Origin of the sequence: Psychrobacter sp. HII-4, assembly GCF_904846595.1 — a bacterium.
GTDB classification, from domain to species: Bacteria; Pseudomonadota; Gammaproteobacteria; order Pseudomonadales; family Moraxellaceae; genus Psychrobacter; species Psychrobacter celer.
This window is the reverse complement of record NZ_CAJHBJ010000030.1, coordinates 1-15,812: the sequence shown is the minus strand read 5'-3', so window position 1 is coordinate 15,812 and position 15,812 is coordinate 1. Positions and strand designations below refer to the sequence as shown.

The 15,812-nt window shown below is 45.2% G+C and carries 15 protein-coding genes, 1 tRNA gene and 1 other RNA gene; 4 read left to right on the top strand and 13 right to left on the bottom strand.

Annotated features, from left to right (window positions below):
- Nucleotides 1-65: 65 nt before the first annotated feature.
- The 10 genes from JMX98_RS11300 to coaD all read right to left on the bottom strand — a co-directional run bounded on the left by JMX98_RS11300 (nt 66) and on the right by coaD (nt 8,487).
- The gene (locus tag JMX98_RS11300) at nt 66-1,835 is read right to left on the bottom strand and encodes a polysaccharide biosynthesis/export family protein (RefSeq protein ID WP_201586708.1); all 1,770 of its coding nucleotides are present in this window, start codon (nt 1,833-1,835) and stop codon (nt 66-68) included.
- 71 nt (nt 1,836-1,906) lie between these two features.
- Nucleotides 1,907-3,022, bottom strand: a complete 1,116-nt coding sequence (locus JMX98_RS11295) for a capsule biosynthesis protein (RefSeq protein WP_201586707.1) — start codon at nt 3,020-3,022, stop codon at nt 1,907-1,909.
- Nucleotides 2,991-3,662, bottom strand: coding sequence for an ABC transporter ATP-binding protein (locus tag JMX98_RS11290; protein WP_192995928.1), 672 nt, complete (start codon nt 3,660-3,662; stop codon nt 2,991-2,993). Before JMX98_RS11290 ends, JMX98_RS11295 begins: the two co-directional genes overlap by 32 nt.
- 61 nt (nt 3,663-3,723) lie before the next feature.
- Entirely contained in the window at nt 3,724-4,536 is an 813-nt protein-coding gene (locus JMX98_RS11285) for an ABC transporter permease (protein ID WP_201586705.1), read from the bottom strand.
- 247 nt (nt 4,537-4,783) lie between these two features.
- Nucleotides 4,784-4,860: transfer RNA gene (locus JMX98_RS11280), tRNA-Met, on the bottom strand.
- Nucleotides 4,861-5,032: 172 nt separating this feature from the next.
- Nucleotides 5,033-5,389, bottom strand: an RNA gene (rnpB, locus tag JMX98_RS11275) — RNase P RNA component class A.
- A gap of 86 nt (nt 5,390-5,475) precedes the next feature.
- Nucleotides 5,476-6,201: a dethiobiotin synthase gene (bioD, locus tag JMX98_RS11270; RefSeq protein WP_201586704.1), complete on the bottom strand. Its 726-nt coding sequence runs from the start codon at nt 6,199-6,201 to the stop codon at nt 5,476-5,478.
- Complete coding sequence (gene bioA / locus JMX98_RS11265) at nt 6,198-7,511, bottom strand: adenosylmethionine--8-amino-7-oxononanoate transaminase (protein ID WP_201586700.1); 1,314 nt, start codon at nt 7,509-7,511, stop codon at nt 6,198-6,200. Before bioA ends, bioD begins: the two co-directional genes overlap by 4 nt.
- A 111-nt stretch (nt 7,512-7,622) precedes the next feature.
- Nucleotides 7,623-7,871, bottom strand: coding sequence for a YfhL family 4Fe-4S dicluster ferredoxin (locus JMX98_RS11260; RefSeq protein ID WP_105244803.1), 249 nt, complete (start codon nt 7,869-7,871; stop codon nt 7,623-7,625).
- Between the two features lie 97 nt (nt 7,872-7,968).
- Entirely contained in the window at nt 7,969-8,487 is a 519-nt protein-coding gene (coaD, locus tag JMX98_RS11255) for a pantetheine-phosphate adenylyltransferase (RefSeq protein WP_075102063.1), read from the bottom strand.
- A gap of 223 nt (nt 8,488-8,710) precedes the next feature.
- On the opposite strand from coaD, the gene smpB reads away from it, so the two are divergent.
- Nucleotides 8,711-9,187 carry an SsrA-binding protein SmpB gene (gene smpB, locus JMX98_RS11250; RefSeq protein ID WP_075101997.1) on the top strand — a complete coding sequence of 159 codons (477 nt, stop codon included), beginning with the start codon at nt 8,711-8,713 and terminating at the stop codon, nt 9,185-9,187.
- Nucleotides 9,188-9,437: 250 nt separating this feature from the next.
- Here the strand turns inward: smpB and rarD are convergent, their stop codons facing one another.
- Nucleotides 9,438-10,442: an EamA family transporter RarD gene (rarD, locus tag JMX98_RS11245; protein WP_201586699.1), complete on the bottom strand. Its 1,005-nt coding sequence runs from the start codon at nt 10,440-10,442 to the stop codon at nt 9,438-9,440.
- Nucleotides 10,443-10,720: 278 nt separating this feature from the next.
- Here rarD and JMX98_RS11240 point away from each other — a divergent pair, with 278 nt between their 5' ends.
- The 3 genes from JMX98_RS11240 to JMX98_RS11230 all read left to right on the top strand — a co-directional run bounded on the left by JMX98_RS11240 (nt 10,721) and on the right by JMX98_RS11230 (nt 13,225).
- Nucleotides 10,721-11,188 (top strand): Lrp/AsnC family transcriptional regulator, encoded by a 468-nt coding sequence (locus JMX98_RS11240; RefSeq protein ID WP_201586698.1) that lies wholly within the window; start codon nt 10,721-10,723, stop codon nt 11,186-11,188.
- Nucleotides 11,189-11,278: 90 nt separating this feature from the next.
- On the top strand, nt 11,279-12,271 hold the full coding sequence (locus JMX98_RS11235; RefSeq protein WP_201586697.1) for a hypothetical protein: 993 nt from the start codon (nt 11,279-11,281) through the stop codon (nt 12,269-12,271).
- A gap of 240 nt (nt 12,272-12,511) precedes the next feature.
- Nucleotides 12,512-13,225, top strand: coding sequence for a hypothetical protein (locus JMX98_RS11230; RefSeq protein ID WP_201586696.1), 714 nt, complete (start codon nt 12,512-12,514; stop codon nt 13,223-13,225).
- Nucleotides 13,226-13,270: 45 nt separating this feature from the next.
- Here JMX98_RS11230 and JMX98_RS11225 read toward each other — a convergent pair whose 3' ends face one another.
- Entirely contained in the window at nt 13,271-13,903 is a 633-nt protein-coding gene (locus JMX98_RS11225; protein WP_201586695.1) for a hypothetical protein, read from the bottom strand.
- A 10-nt stretch (nt 13,904-13,913) separates the two neighbouring features.
- Nucleotides 13,914-15,293 carry an ammonium transporter gene (locus JMX98_RS11220; RefSeq protein WP_227680147.1) on the bottom strand — a complete coding sequence of 460 codons (1,380 nt, stop codon included), beginning with the start codon at nt 15,291-15,293 and terminating at the stop codon, nt 13,914-13,916.
- Between the last annotated feature and the right edge of the window lie 519 nt (nt 15,294-15,812).

Sequence of the window (15,812 nt, the reverse complement as noted above, 5' to 3'; positions counted from 1 at the left end):
CAGTGATTTACCAATCACTGATATTTTAGTATAAACACCTTATCCTATAAAACGCCTATCAGTCGTTATAGATCCAGCACCACTTTTGCAGCGATGGCCAACTGATAGAAAATCTGCGACAGTCCGCGCGCAATCTCTACTCGCTTGGTCTTAACCTTTGGCAACACCATAATCTCATCGCCTTGCTGAATACGGTAAGCGGTATTCACCACTTCGCTGGCACCATTTTGATGGATAATCAAAATCTCTTTGGTATCTGCATTATCACCAAAGCCGCCTGAATTGGCCACATAATCGCCGACGGTATAATCTGGGTTAAAGGTCAACGCCCCTTGCGCGCGTACCTGTCCATTGACCGTAATCACAGACGTCTGCGCGGGGATCTCGATGACATCGCCTTGTTGCAAGATAATATCCTGCCACGAATTTGGTACAACGACAATCTGACCATCAGGCTGTACATTTCGCGCTTTTGCCACAAACTGCTTGACCAAAGCGGCATCATCTTGACGCAGTGCGGCCTCTTCACGAGTCGTTGACTGTGTGGCAAGTGTCAGCTCTTCTAGACGATCAAGCGACTCATTGATCATGCGTTTTTGCTGCTCAGCGACTGACTGACGATAAATGGTCAAATGTGTCAACTTAGCCAGTGGGCTTGGCTGCAATTGCGGCACGATGTCTTTGAGACGGGCGCCATAGGGCACCACCATCGCGCCATTGCCCGTATGTGCTCCTTTCACCTGCACTGCGATCGTCCCAGCATAGCGATCTGAGGTCACCACCATCTGATCACCATTATAGACAGGCACGTTTTGCGCCTCTGCCAGTGAGTAGTACTCCGCTGTCTGGGCGCGGCCTGAACTGCGGGTAATACTGACGTTGGTGGCGTTTGCGGCAGGATTGGCCACTTGCAAGACATCACCGATGGTCAGATCGTTGACATCAAACTCAAAGGTATATTCGTTTTGTACCTCACCACTCACGGCAAAGGTTTTTTTCTGCGGGGCCACTGTAATCACATCACCATCACGAAAGGCAAAAGGCTGCAACTTACCGGCCAATAAAAAATCATAAAGATTGACTTGCTGGAGCATTTGGCCATTGCGTTTGATCTGAATATCGATAAAGCTGCCGCGTGTTGGGTCGACGCCGCCCGCTCTGTCGAGATAAGACAGCACCGAGTCCGCCGCCAGTCCGCCATAATAACCAGGCTGCTTGACAAAACCGGTGACAAATACTTTGACCGGCTGTGCTTGCTCTAAAGAAGCATAGACGCCGACGTTTGAGCGATAAATACGATTGACCGCGCTTTTGACCACGTTTTGTAAGTTGCCGTTTTGAACCCCAGCGATACGTACCGGACCGACGTTTGGCAAGAAAATATTGCCTTGTGGATCGACTGTCATGGTGGAGGCAAATTGATAAGCGCCCCACATACGTACTTGGACATTGTCGCCTGGATTTATCACATAGCTGTCGTTAAAGGTCGAGCCGGAGGTGGTCGAAAAAGCCCCGCGAAATAGCTGCTCACCAAACATCATGTCTTGGGTGTTGATGTCTTGGTAAGGGCGGGTGGTGTTAATAACCGACTGACTGGGCAAGCTGGCAGCATTCACCGCTTCTTGGGTGGTGGCCTGTCCAGGTACACCGCCAGCAAACGCTTGGGTTGAAACATTGATATTATGGCGATTTTGATCTTGGCTGGCATTATTGGCGCTTGTACCAAAGCTAGAGCCTGCCATTTGCTCAGCATAACTGACGGCGTTTGCTGACATGCTCATAGCAGCCATCGCCACACTTATCATCATCACGATCGCACGTGGTTTCGTATTCATGAATTATATTCCTTTACTGATCTGTCGATCATTAGTGATATCTGGTCGGTCAAAGCTGGCAGACCGCAAAACTAGCTACGATGATCGCGGACAACGGCCATCACCAAACGCACAAAACCGTAGAATATCAATAACAATATAAGTGATGTCCAAATGATATAAGCGCGGCGTGGATACAACGCTTCTTCGGCCTCATAAGGGGTTGAGATCACAATCAGGTTTTTCATCTTTTTAAAGGCTTCTAGGCGCGCCTTTTCAAGTGATGATAGCGATAGCTTATACAGCTCTGTGGCAAAGTCCACATCCGCTTTTATGGTCTCAAACTGCACCGCTTGACGGTTTAGCTTGGTGGTATTTGGCGAGGTCAGCTTGGTTTGCTCTTGACGAATTTGCGCTTCAATCGCTTTGATTTGGCTTCTGATCGACACCACTTGCGGCGCATCAGGATTGAGATAGCTAAGCAGTTGCCGCTCCTCAGTACGTAGAGAGCTCAGCTGTCCCTGTAGGCTGCCAATCAGCTGATTGATAATCTGGGCGTTGGCCTGCGGGTCATAAATCTCATTGGTGTTTTGATAGTTTAATAGCTGCTCTTTGGCGTCGTTTAGGCGATCTTGTGACTCTTCTAATTGGGTTTCGGCAAACACCAACTGATCACGCGCAACTTCTTGTGAGATACGGTTTACGAATTGCTCAGACTCGTTCAAGATGGTTTTGTTTAGCTCAAACGCGTAGCGTGAATCAAAGGCTTCTGTCGCCACCGACAGCACATAGCTTTGCTCATCGAGGTTGATGTGTACCCGCTTTTTGAAGTAATCGAGCAGCTCTTCTTGCGTGGCATCCGGATCAATCTCATTGATGGGGTCTGAACCATCGACATAATAAGCCTCGCGAAACTTAAACTTATCATCAAGGCGCTTGACCATATCATTCGATAAAATGTACTCCGTCAGATAGGTGGCGTCTTCTTTGCTGGTGCTATTGACACCCAGTAGCGCAGACAGACCACCACCGGACGGCACACTTGACTCGCTGACTTGCTTTACCACCACATCAGCGGTCGATATATAACGCGGATGAGCCAGCGTCATGACATAAAATATCACGAGCACCCAAGGCAGTATGACTAAGCCGATAAATAACGAGAGGTTAATTATCTTACTTTTTTGCTTTGTGGATATGCTTTTCATAAACCTCAATCGCTTCTGTTGTATCTTCAAAGACGTGTGCTGTCTGATCCATTAATACAATACCAATATCGCAGTTACGCTTAATATCACCGATATTATGCGACACTATCAAAAACCCTGCTTGCTCTCGGCGGGCGGCCAAAACCTCTTCGCTGCGCTTACGAAATGCCGCGTCACCCACCGCTCCGGCTTCATCGAGCATATAATAATCAAAATCAAACGCCAAACTCAGCCCAAAGGTCAAACGAGCCTTCATACCAGATGAGTAGCTTTTGACCGGCATATCAAAATAGTTACCAATATCTGCAAACTCTTCGACAAAACGAATTTTTTCATCGATATAGGCCCCGCTTGAATATAGCCGGCACACAAAGCGTACGTTTTGCCGACCCGTCAAACTGCCTTGAAAGCCTCCTGCCACACCGACTGGCCATGAGATGGTAGAGTCGGTGATGATCTCACCATGGTCTGGCTCATCGAGTCCGCAGATGATACGCAGCAAGGTTGACTTACCCGCGCCATTACGCCCGAGCAAGCCAACGCTTTGCTTATCACCAATGGTCAGATTGAGATCTTTAAAAAGATAATGCCGACCTTTTTTTGTCATAAATGACTTAGAAATATTTTTAACTTCAATCATTTATTTACCATAAAATAAAACTAGATATTATAAATATCATAAAAATGAAATACTACGAGCTTTATTTTGAGCGTATTAGATCTTTTTCTACCGCTTTATACATGAGTAAACCTAAGAAGTTGACAGCCACTGTCCACTTCAAAAAATAGGTGATATCAATATGATAAGCGGGATAATTAGGGGCAAAAGCATGCCTGATCAGCTCGATATTATGAATAAAAGGATTATAAAGCAGGTAGCTAAAGTATGGCTCTGGTACCACATGAATCGGGTAAATAATGCCAGAAGCAAAGTACAAGATGGTAAATATAATGGTAATCACCTTGCTAATCTCACCACCATAATAACCAATAACCATCATAATCAGTGCAATGCCAAAACTAAATAAAAACAGTGTGATCCAGCAAAACAGTACGATGTGTAGATTCTCTAAGCTGGCATAGATATCAAAAAAAGCCAAACCAACTAACAAAATAATCGAGGTAATAAAGTAGATGATCAGCTCTAATACCGATCGAGCAATAATGACATCAATATGACGTATCGAGCGATACATCAACAAGCCTTTGTTTCCTTCAACAGCGCCTAATGCTCTCGTCGCTATCGTTTGAAACATGCGAAAAGGCACCATACCTGTCACCAAAAACAGCGGAAAACCCATCCCTGGTAAAGCGCGCTCAATAATCACGCCAAAGATCACTAAAAAAATCAGCACTTGGAACAAGACTTCAAGTGGCGCCCACAGATAGCCCAGACGATAGCCACCAAAGCGCGTCTGTAGCTCACGCATCAGCAAAGCATGAAATGCCGCACCCATGACTTTAAGGCCACTACGGTGCTTGATGGGACGATAAGGAGGCAATTGTACAGACATGGCGTTACAGGAATTTACCGAAAACAGCCCCTATGATAAGTAAGCAGGACATAAGTTACAAGAATTAATCTGTAAGTAAACTGATAAACCAATGATATAGCAAGAAATTCGTAAGCTCAATGGCTCTTTTATAAGCGGCTTCATGATAAAAACCCCTCAGCCTGACAGAGTTTTTAAGTTATTTTAGGCAAAAAAAAACCAATCATGAAGGATTGGCTTTTTAAAACTGATTAGGTTTTATGATATATGGTGGCGATGGAGAGACTTGAACTCTCGACCTCACGATTATGAGTCGTGCGCTCTAACCAGCTGAGCTACATCGCCATTTAAGGCTCGGTATAATACCGATAGAGGTGGATACCGTCAACCCCTAATTGGCTTTTTTTGCAAAAAAAATGAATTTTATTCAAATTAAGCGCAAAAACATCACTGCTAATTATACAAACGAAGCGTAAAAACAATGCTTAAACACAACGCTTAAAAAACGAAGCATAAAAAAGTTGGTAGACCGATAAGCCGGGTTCTGTCGTGGACGATCATTCCTCTAGGCGCATCATCGCTGATACGCTCAAGCAACCTACCCGCATCGAACGCGGGCCGCGCCATGCCGATGCCTATTTGGTCTTGCTACGCGTGGAGTTTACCATGCCGTGCACCATTGCTGGCCACGCGGTGCGCTCTTACCGCACCCTTTCACCCTTACCTCGCTTGCGCGGGGCGGTCTCCTCTCTGCTGCACTGGTCGTCAGGTTACCCTGCCCAGCCGTTAGCTGGCACGCTGCCCTATGTAGCCCGGACTTTCCTCCCCTGCACATCTGTTGCCAGTGTGCAGCGGCGATCGCCTAGTCTACCAAGGGCGCCAGTATAGCAAACCCAAGGCTCATCTGGGAATATCTTTTGTGACTAATTTTGCCTCGTCAAATAATCGCTTGTAGCCGCCTCAGACAAAACCATTTGGTAAATAAAAATCTGGCAGAGTGTGGCGTTGCTTATCTTGCTTTATATAGGGCAGGGTCAGCCAGTACGTGCCCGGATGATACTGCTGCAGATGGTGCTGTAAAAACGCCATGGTACTCGTCGCAATCTCAGGATCCGTCTGAGCCGCATTATCATGAATGGGATTATAAATCACGCTATGCAGCGTTAAACCGCGTGCTTTGATGGCTTCAAGGCTAAGCAAAGTATGATTGATACTGCCAAGGCGACCCGAGGTCACCAAAACCACTGGATAGCCTTGGGTGGCAATATAATCTAGCGTCAGTAATTGCTCGGTTATGGGTACGAGCAAACCGCCTGCCCCTTCTAGCAACACCACATCGTAGTTTACTTGCAATTGCCGCGTCGCCTGAGTGATGACATCAGGGTCTAACACATCATCGGCCAGTCTGACCGCCAGATGCGGCGACGCTGGTTTTTTATAACGATAAGGGCATGTGGTGTGAGCAAGGTCACACGGCTGTAGCGGTACATCCATTAACTGGCGATGAGTAACAATATCATCAGCAATATTCATCTCACCATTGGCCAAATCAACCCCAACGCCCGTTTGTACCAGCTTTTGGGTGATAATCTTTATGCCCTGCTGCATTAAGGCCTTAGCCAGCATACCGGTGGCGTAAGTTTTGCCAATGTCGGTGTCGATACCGGAGATAAATAGCACACTCATATAGTAGCTCTATTGGTGACACAGATTTGATTTACATAAAAGGTAACGACGGTCAGTAGCGCTCGGCATAACGTCACCAGCTCATCATCCGTCATGACAAAGGGCGGCATGATATAGACCAATTTACCAAAGGGTCTGACCCAAATGCCATTTTTGATCAGTAAGGATTGAAAAACAGGCATATCGACCGCTTCATCTAATTCAATGACGGCGACCGCGCCCAAACAACGTACCTCTTTGACACCATCCAATGTCGCTGCAGGCGCAAGCTGCGACTCCATAACGGCTTGCATATCTGCCGTACGCCTCTCAATGTCATAAGACAAAATCAAATCAATCGACGCACAAGCGACCGCGCAGGCCAGCGGATTACCCATAAAGGTGGGCCCATGCATCAGTGCAGGATAGTCGCTGTGATGAATGGTATCGGCAATATGGCGGGTGCATAAGGTGGCCGCAAAGGTCATATAGCCGCCCGTTAGCGCCTTACCCACGGTCATAATATCGGGACTGATATCGGCGTGCTCACACGCAAAAAGCTTACCACTACGGCCAAAGCCTGTGGCGATCTCATCGGTAATCAACAGCACATCATGCGCATTACATAACTGCCGCAGTAACTGCAAATACTCCGGATTATAAAAGCGCATGCCGCCTGCGCCCTGAATGACAGGCTCGATAATGAATCCGGCAAGCTGAGCGCTATGTTTAGCAAAAAACTGGGTTAATTCATCGCGCACGCCTTGCGTTAATTTATGTTCAAATCCCAATGGCGGGGCTGGGACAAAATGCTGCACCGGCAGCTGCTTACCGTATAAGCTATGCATGCCGTTGATAGGATCGCAGACGCTCATCGCATGCCACGTATCACCATAATAGCCTGAATGCGTTGAGGCAAACTGGCACTTTTGCGGACGCTGAGCAGCAATCTGATACTGTAGCGCCATCTTTAATGCCACTTCCACCGCGATACTGCCGCTATCAGCATAAAAAACAGCATCGAGGCCTGCTGGTACGATGGAGAGCAGTTTTTCACCCAAGTCTATCGCCGGCTGATGGGTCAAGCCCCCAAACATCACATGCGCCATTTTGCCGAGCTGATGAGTCATTGCCGCATTGAGCACCGGATGGTTATAGCCATGCACGCTTGCCCACCATGACGACATGCCATCTATGAGGCGCGTGCCATCTTGAGTGACGATATAGATACCTTCGGCATGGTCAATGACGATATTTGGATAAGTGGGCGGCAAGCTGGCATAGGGATGCCACAAGTGCTGGTGGTCGAAGTCGTTGGTAGGCATACTCATCGTCCGCTCGCGAATGAAAAGTATGTATGTTGAAAAAAGTGTATGGGCAATTGAATATCCGTATTCATCATATTATTCCTAGGCTTTGTTGGGCAGCAGCATCTCAGCGCATTATTGACCAGTGATACGCTTGTATTTGGCCAATAAATCGCTTTCGCTCTCGATATGATCGGGGTCTTTTGGAATACAGTCGACAGGACAGATGACAACGCATTGCGGCTCATCGAAGTGACCGACACACTCTGTACACAGGTCAGGGTCGATCACATATATATCATCGCCCTCAGAGATGGCCTCGTTTGGGCAAGCAGGCTCGCAGACATCACAGTTGATGCATTCGTCAGTGATTAACAATGCCATAAACTGCTCCTTATGTATGACTAATAACAAGCGCGGCAGATTACTCTGGCGAGTTTGGTGAAGGATAAAATAACTGTCAGCAGATAAACGGTGACAGCTAGTTAAGCGTGAGCTTTTTGGCAAAAGCTTGCGAGACACAAGGTGGCACAAATTTATTGACATCGCCGCCAAGCTTGGCAATCTCACGAATCATCGTCGATGAGATAAACGAGTAGTTTTGCGATGGCGTCAAAAACACCGCCTCAAAATTTTCATCGAGCTCGCGGTTCATATTGGCCAGCTGAAACTCATACTCAAAATCCGACATCGCACGCAGGCCACGCAAGACGGCAGTGGCACCTTGCAGGCGCATAAAATCCACGAGCAGACCTTCAAAACCCACCACCGACACTTGCGGCAAATCTGCAAACACTGTCTCGACCAAAGCCACCCGCTCCTCAAAACTAAACAGTGGTTTTTTGTGGTGCCCTGATGCCACGGCAATGACCACCTCATCAAATAATTTGGTCGCGCGCGTCACCAAATCGACATGGCCATTGGTAATGGGGTCAAAGGTGCCAGGGTATAAAATCTTGGTCTGAAGCTTTGAAGCATGGGCGACATTTGCTGAATTCATAGCAGTGCTAATCTGGTCGTTAATGATACTGCACATGCTAGCAAATTTTGCCTACATTTAATACTTATCTGCTACATTTGTCCTAACAGCCGATTTACCTTTTGCCCCTTTGCTTTGCTACAATAAGCGCTTCGACTCATCTCACATAGTAGGCCCGCCGATGGTCTTAGATGAGGAATGGTAAGACAAGGATGCAGCGTACTGACATCCTGATGGAGAATTTATGTCAAAAAAAGCAAAAAAACCAGACAATCAAATCTGCGCCAATAAAAAAGCGCGGCACGAGTATTTTATCGAAGAAACCTTTGAGGCAGGCTTGTCTTTGCAAGGCTGGGAAGTCAAGGCCATTCGTGCAGGTAAAATGTCCATCACCGAGGCTTATATTACCTTTCGTAATGGTGAGGCTTTCTTGTTTGGTGCTCATATCCAGCCTCTGCTCTCTAGCTCGACGCACATTAGCCCCGATAGCATCCGTACCCGTAAACTGCTGCTCAATCGCCGCGAGATCGACAAATTATATGGCGCGGTCAATCAAAAAGGCTATGCTTGTGTGCCGCTGTCTTGCTACTGGAAGCGCTCGATGGTCAAGTGTCAGATCGCCCTTGCCGTCGGTAAAAAGCAACACGATAAACGTAAAACTCTGAAAGACCGCGACTGGGAGCGCGATAAGCAGCGCGGCTTTAAGCAGCATTTAGATTAAATGCTCTGGCAGGCTCTGCTCCTATCGAGCTGATAAACAGGACGATTTACCATCGCGTAAACCGTCCTGTTTTATTATATAGTCGATACACTCTAAAAATGTCATCGAGCTACTGGGATGCTATTTTTAAACGTAGGTTGCGCAGCCTCTGATAACGCAGCACGCAAGTAAAATTTATACCAGTAGCGCGTTTAAATCCATAACAGTTTTACATTCAGCTAACTATAAACATCACCCCAGCATACATGCGTTAAGCGGCAGCTTTTGTACCTAACGTCTCGTTTTTGGTACCGCGCAGCTGACGGATACCATGAAGCAGTAAACACACAATACCGAGCCAGATTAGCCCATAGCTATATATCATCGCCGACTCAAATGGATTGCCCAAAACCGTGATTGCCAAGATAAACAGCAACGCAGGCTCCAGATAGCTCATCATGCCATAGACATTGACTGGAAGCATTTGGCTGGCATCAATATTGGTTTTCATTGCCAATATGCTTAAGATCCCTAGACCTGCTAGCATCATCATCAAAAATCCAGACCCTGCGACCATCGCCAAATTGCTAGGCGCAAAAAAGTACAAGTAACCAAGCGCAAATGGGGCAAACAAGCTCAGATCGACCAGCATACCAGTGATGGCGTCAATACCTTGCAGCCTACGCATGATATAATATATCGGATAGGCACCACACACCCATAATGTCGCCCAAGAGACACTTTGGGTACGGATGATCTCACTAAAGACACCGACCGCTGCAAATGCCACCGCCAACCACTGTAAACGACTGAGCTTCTCACCGAATAGCAGACAACCAAACACCACCATCATGAGTGGAAACAAAAAATAGCCCATGGCGGTTTGGACGCCCTGCCCATTGACCGGGGCCCACATAAATAGCCAAAGCTGACTCAAAAATATCGGTGTAGGTAGCAGCAGCCATGCCCACTGTTTGAACGAGCGCAGTGCACGTAATTTATCGATGTGCATACCCAGCCGTCCACTTATCAATAAGTAGCCAACCAACACTGCCCACATTGACAGCATACGCCAGATGAAAACCTGCGTACCCGACAAAGGCGTCAGAAAGCTGCTATACGCATAGAGTACACCAAACAAGATATTGGATAAGATGGCAAATGACACTCCCAACATCAGCGTGCGCTGCTGCGTGTTACCAGTTGTTAAAACACTAGGTAACAGCCAGCGTATGAGGCTTGTAGTGACGGTATTGGATAGCATTTGCATAGACATGTGAAGCACCATAGATTGAGATAAGAGTAAAAGGTAAAGCTCAGCGTACGTAAATCGCGTAACTATTGGCTGATAGGTCTTATCCTACTGATATCTTATGATATAAATTATCTATTTATTATTTATAATGAGCTTATTTTTCAATTATTGTCCCATAAACTAATTTATTTATCATTTTCTAGGTTATTATGATAATAATTTAATAAATGAATAATTCTTATTATATTTTTACTCCCAAAACCATTTCTATAAAAGGATTACTGTAAAAGGATAAGCGCATGAGTCAGCATCTAGATGACACCGATAAAGCCATTTTGAATTTATTACAAGACGATGCGACATTACCGCTCAAAGCCGTTGCCGAGCACGTGCATGTGTCTGTTGCCACTGCTCAGCGCCGCATTCAAGCATTGATAGATAGCGGCGTGATCACCAAACAAGTCGCGATCGTCAATCCTAGCAAAGTAGGCTATGGTCTGACGGCCGTGGTCATGATTGAGATGGAGCGCTCCAACACATCAATGCAGCGCCGGTTTGAGCGTTTGATGGATGCGCAGTCGCAGGTGATGAGCTGTTATGAAGTATCGGGCGATTTTGATTTTATGCTGATGGTCAATGCCAAAAATATGAGTGACTATCATCAGTTCACTCGGCATTTGCTGACGTATGAAAACAATGTCCGCAATTTTAAAAGTCAGTTTGTGATGAACTTTACCAAAAGTGGCACGAAGATTTTGCTTGATTAAGACATCATATGTGGCATATCAAGAAATAAAATGATAAGAGTAGTGTAATTTTAAATATGGTAGCTAATGACGACTTTAAGGATTCTTGTTGTGCAAAATTTAAATACATTTTTAATGTTCAAAATAAATAGCTTACCTTACTTAAAACTCTCACTAAATAGCCTGTTTATTATAGGGTTATTTACAGTTATATCTCTACCTACTTATGCCTATGATATTCAGCCTGTTTCAAATAGTTGCGATATTTATAAAAATATCGAACAATCTGATAAACCTATCACATTAAGCGAATTCAAAGAAACGCCAAATGGCATAGACATATATTCAGATAATTTTGCATTACAAGTGGCAAAATTTCAGCTCTGTCAAACAAAATATCCTTTCAGTAAGGATACGGATGTTATTGGCCAATATGCTAAATACGAGCAAGCATTATCTAGGTTTGCGAATAAACCTATTAGCGACTTTCCTAAGAAAGATAGCTTAAGCCATAAACAAATAGAACAATTTAAATCTGATGGTGTTTACTATCAAGAGCAACTAGTCGAGCTTTACTTCCAGATGGCTCTAAATTACTACATAGGTGAATTTGTTCCTAAAGACGATAACAAAGCCATACAATACATGAGTAAAGTTGTAGACTATTTTCAACAAAATAAAGCAAACTCTTCAATTTGGCTAGATTATATGGTGGGTACAGGTTTAGTACGAAAAAATAGACGTGTAAGTCCAAACAACCCTATTATCTTACAGCAGGAAACTGAGACTGGATTAGGTATTGTAAGTACTGCATTATTATCCAAAGCTGGACATTTAGATAGCAAAGCTGTTCTATTGCTTGAGGCTTTCAATTATTGGCGGGCATCTCATGTTAACTCAAGTCAAAAAGAGCTTGAACAGTATTTACAGCCTCTTATTTCAGAGTTGACCGGTTACGCTGAACTGGGCAGTTACAAAGCAATAGAGGGCTTAGATGAGATTTATACTGAATTAGCTTTAACTGATGCGCGTTATAAGCCGAAAGCAAACTATTGGCAGAAGCAGTCAGAAAATATACCTCAAGACAATACTAGCTGGCATTAGTTCAATAGAGTGTTAGCGAAAGATAACTGCAATCGACCCATTTTAAAAAGACTCCAATTATACTAGTGTATATTTTTCGAAGTATCGACACGCACACGAATAGCTTTCAAAAAAATTTATTTAAATATAACGACACAGCTTTATATATCGATTTTATTCTATCTTAAATTATTAAAGACCAAATGAGCATACGTTAGATGTTTACGAATAATTAATCATAGTAGAAAAGGGAACCTAATTATGGCTAAGAAAAATTTTATCTCTCACCCAAGGACGCTTATAACAGGAACCATACTAGCCTCAATGCTTGCAATGTCAGGCTGTGCGACCAGCTCATTGCTAGAAAGTAATAACCATATCATCACGACCAAGCAGACATTGTCAGAAGATCAAGTGATCGCTTTTGGTCGTCCGGCGCAAGCATTACCAAAAACGCCAAATGCAACGATGGTAATCGTTGGTGAAAAAAACAGCTACGTACTCACCCAAGGCGGGATTGAGATGATAAACCTACTCAGCAATCTCACGCAAAAAGACATCCACGTTGACAATGACATGAGTTTTTATGTCCCCAATAACGATGGATATTTCCAAGGAGAAATGAGGCTATCTTACGCCAAATTGAAAGACGAGTTTAGACGCACAGATTATCAGTTCTTTTTACAAAATAATGCCCGAGAGTGTACCTCCGCCAGTGATCAACGTATTGGTGCCCAGCGTTTTTGTTTTAATGTCCCCGTGAAAGGCGCTATCTACCCGCAGGTCAGTAATTTAAGCTTGATTCAGTCAAATTATCAGGCCTTGAGCAAACCTTATAGCGTGAGATTTTATACTCAAACGCAGCAAAAAAAAGCAGGGCGTCACGGACCAAATAGCGCACAAAAACTGGTGCTGCTGCCTTTTGCCCTTGCATTTGATGTGGTGACCTTCCCGCTCCAATTACTAGACGATTAATAGCGCTTGGGCAACTGATTTCTTGATTTAAAGCTAGAGAGCACGTTAAAATAATTTTTCGACGACGGCTTTTGGATAACTTTGCTTGGCTGTTTGTGCTGCTTGAAACAGTATCTCATCTGCCTCTACAGGACCAGTAATATCGCACAAGCACACGTAGGCAAGTTGCATCAGATTGTTTAACAGGTGCTCATTGTCCGGTACAGGTGGGCGATTACCTTCCAAAAACTGATTGATCTTGATGTGATGCCCTTTGAAGGTGCGTTCTTGCGAAACAGTTTGGTGCATAAGATGAAAAAAGCTGCGACTGTCTGCTGCCGTTAGCTGACTGCGCAGCGCTTCTATCACGGTATAAAATGCGAGAACGGGCTCAGAGGTAGGTACGGGTGCATTGATTGTCTCGTTATGGCCATTGTGACTGTCAGACTCCACTGTCTGCTGATTGTCCGCTTGCAACGCAGCCCAAAAGCCTTTACGAATTTTAGATTTGTGATCTTGTAGTTCAGGATAGCGTCTGGTCGCATCCAACACACATTGCTGCATCATTTTGACAGAGACAGTCGAGTACTGTTGCCACTGCCTTTTGAGCAGGCGCACCTCTTCAGGATGTAAGTACTCTGCCAGCACCTCTGCCATCGCGGACACCGTTTGCTCTACTGATTGAGTATCGGTATTCATTCATTTTCTCCTATAAATGCCGCTCTGTTAGGCTTTTCGCATCGAACATCTGCTTTTGAAATTCAGGATAGCCGAGCTCGGCATGCTCGGTATAATCCAGACCGCGCTGCTCATGTAAGCGGCTGGCCTTTAGTCCAAAGCTCAGATCAATCAGCTTATACATCACAAGACCAAGCCCTAGCCCCCATGCCAGTGCTACTCCCACGCCTAGAGCCTGTACGCCAATTCGTGATAGGTTGAATAAATCCCCTGTATAAAACATTCCAGCTGCAAGTGTGCCCCATGCACCGCCAAAACCATGAACTGCCACTGCTGATACCACATCGTCTATCTTGAACTTTAATAATGCTTGCGTGGATAAGATATAGATCACAGAGGCGATGGCACCGATGACAACAGCAAAAATGGGCGTTGTTGTGGCACAGCCTGCCGTGATAGACACCAAACCAATCAAGCTGGCATTGACACTATCACTGAGCAAAATGGCTTTATTCATTGTCCGAGCAATCAGCATGTAGCTCACCACCGCACTGACCGCAGCGATAAAAGTATTGGCGGCGATTAGGCCGATATTCCCTGTAATAGATAACGTCGATCCAGCATTGAAGCCAAACCAACCAAACCATAAAATAAACCCGCCAAGCGCCAATAGCGTCATGTTGTGACCTGCGATGAGTCTTGGCGTACCATCAGGGGCAAAGCGCCCCAGCCTTGGCCCAATGATTAAGATGCCTGCCAGTGCCAACCAGCCCCCGATAGAATGCACGACGGTCGACCCAGCAAAATCAATAAAACCAAGCTCAGCTAGCCAGCCTGACCCGCCAAAATACCCACCCCAGACCCAGCTGGCAAACATAGGATAGATAAACAAACAGATCAAGCAAGCGGCGACTGCATAGCCGATAAACGAGACACGCTCTGCCATGGCACCACTCGCGATGGTCACCGCTGTCGCCGCAAACATCATCTGAAAGAACATCAGCGCCCAGTCCATATTGGACAGATTGACTGGCATAAAATGATCGGTACCGACAAACCCCGAATGATTAGTACCCATCATTAGCCCAAAACCCACCAAATAAAACGCCAGACCACCGATACACATGTCGGTGTAGTTTTTCATCATCACGTTTACCGCGTTCTTGGCACGTACGGAGCCGCTCTCTAGTAGCGCAAAACCTGCCTGCATAAAGAACACCAAAACCCCGCCCCAAATAATCCAAGCGATGTTTTGATATTCGAGTAGCTGCGCCACCGTCAATGTGTCTGCCTCCGCAGCTTGTGCACTGGCGATCGTGCCAAACAGTAGCGTACTGAGCGCTAATATCTTACCTAGTGATGATTTGAGTAGCTTCTTTAATACATCCAGCCCAACAGATGATATTCTCATTTTATCTCCAAACACTTGTGTATCCATTCAATTTTTATCGGTGCACCATTTTCACTCATGAATGCACACAAATAAGCCCTAACGGGGTTGGAGCAAAAGCTATGCCAAAAGCTGTGGATGAAAATCAGAACGGCTAACAAACATGAGAAAACAAATGATTGGTACTGGCTAAATCCATACTTTGATAACTGTACTTTAACAACCATGTTTGCGAAGATAGACGGTTCTGCTGAAATCATTTTTGCCATTATTCTGCTAGGCTAGTCGCTTACTTTGCATGAGCAGTTTATCTCGCGCTATCAATAACTTACCCTTCACTCATTAAAACGGCTTTATGACATCCTGAAGACAATTCATGTTAAAATGAGCGTTTTTTAATGAGCTGTTATTATTAGACCTCTTGCAAAAGTAGCAGAGAATTTTACAATAACTGAAACACTCATAACTTTTTAGGAACCATGCCAAACATAGATAAGCTACTCAAACAAAGTGACGCTGGTTTTAAACGTTATACAGGCA

What these genes read in the sequence shown, in the direction of transcription:
- coaD (WP_075102063.1), bottom strand. Translation starts at nt 8,487, where the DNA reads ATGAATTCAGCAAATGTCGCCCATGCTTCAAAGCTTCAGACCAAGATT.
- JMX98_RS11225 (WP_201586695.1), bottom strand. Translation starts at nt 13,903, where the DNA reads ATGAATACCGATACTCAATCAGTAGAGCAAACGGTGTCCGCGATGGCA.
- JMX98_RS11240 (WP_201586698.1), top strand. Translation starts at nt 10,721, where the DNA reads ATGAGTCAGCATCTAGATGACACCGATAAAGCCATTTTGAATTTATTA.
- JMX98_RS11285 (WP_201586705.1), bottom strand. Translation starts at nt 4,536, where the DNA reads ATGTCTGTACAATTGCCTCCTTATCGTCCCATCAAGCACCGTAGTGGC.
- JMX98_RS11295 (WP_201586707.1), bottom strand. Translation starts at nt 3,022, where the DNA reads ATGAAAAGCATATCCACAAAGCAAAAAAGTAAGATAATTAACCTCTCG.
- bioD (WP_201586704.1), bottom strand. Translation starts at nt 6,201, where the DNA reads ATGAGTGTGCTATTTATCTCCGGTATCGACACCGACATTGGCAAAACT.
- rarD (WP_201586699.1), bottom strand. Translation starts at nt 10,442, where the DNA reads ATGTCTATGCAAATGCTATCCAATACCGTCACTACAAGCCTCATACGC.
- JMX98_RS11290 (WP_192995928.1), bottom strand. Translation starts at nt 3,662, where the DNA reads ATGATTGAAGTTAAAAATATTTCTAAGTCATTTATGACAAAAAAAGGT.
- JMX98_RS11220 (WP_227680147.1), bottom strand. Translation starts at nt 15,293, where the DNA reads ATGAGAATATCATCTGTTGGGCTGGATGTATTAAAGAAGCTACTCAAA.
- JMX98_RS11230 (WP_201586696.1), top strand. Translation starts at nt 12,512, where the DNA reads ATGGCTAAGAAAAATTTTATCTCTCACCCAAGGACGCTTATAACAGGA.
- bioA (WP_201586700.1), bottom strand. Translation starts at nt 7,511, where the DNA reads ATGAGTATGCCTACCAACGACTTCGACCACCAGCACTTGTGGCATCCC.
- smpB (WP_075101997.1), top strand. Translation starts at nt 8,711, where the DNA reads ATGTCAAAAAAAGCAAAAAAACCAGACAATCAAATCTGCGCCAATAAA.
- JMX98_RS11300 (WP_201586708.1), bottom strand. Translation starts at nt 1,835, where the DNA reads ATGAATACGAAACCACGTGCGATCGTGATGATGATAAGTGTGGCGATG.
- JMX98_RS11260 (WP_105244803.1), bottom strand. Translation starts at nt 7,871, where the DNA reads ATGGCATTGTTAATCACTGACGAATGCATCAACTGTGATGTCTGCGAG.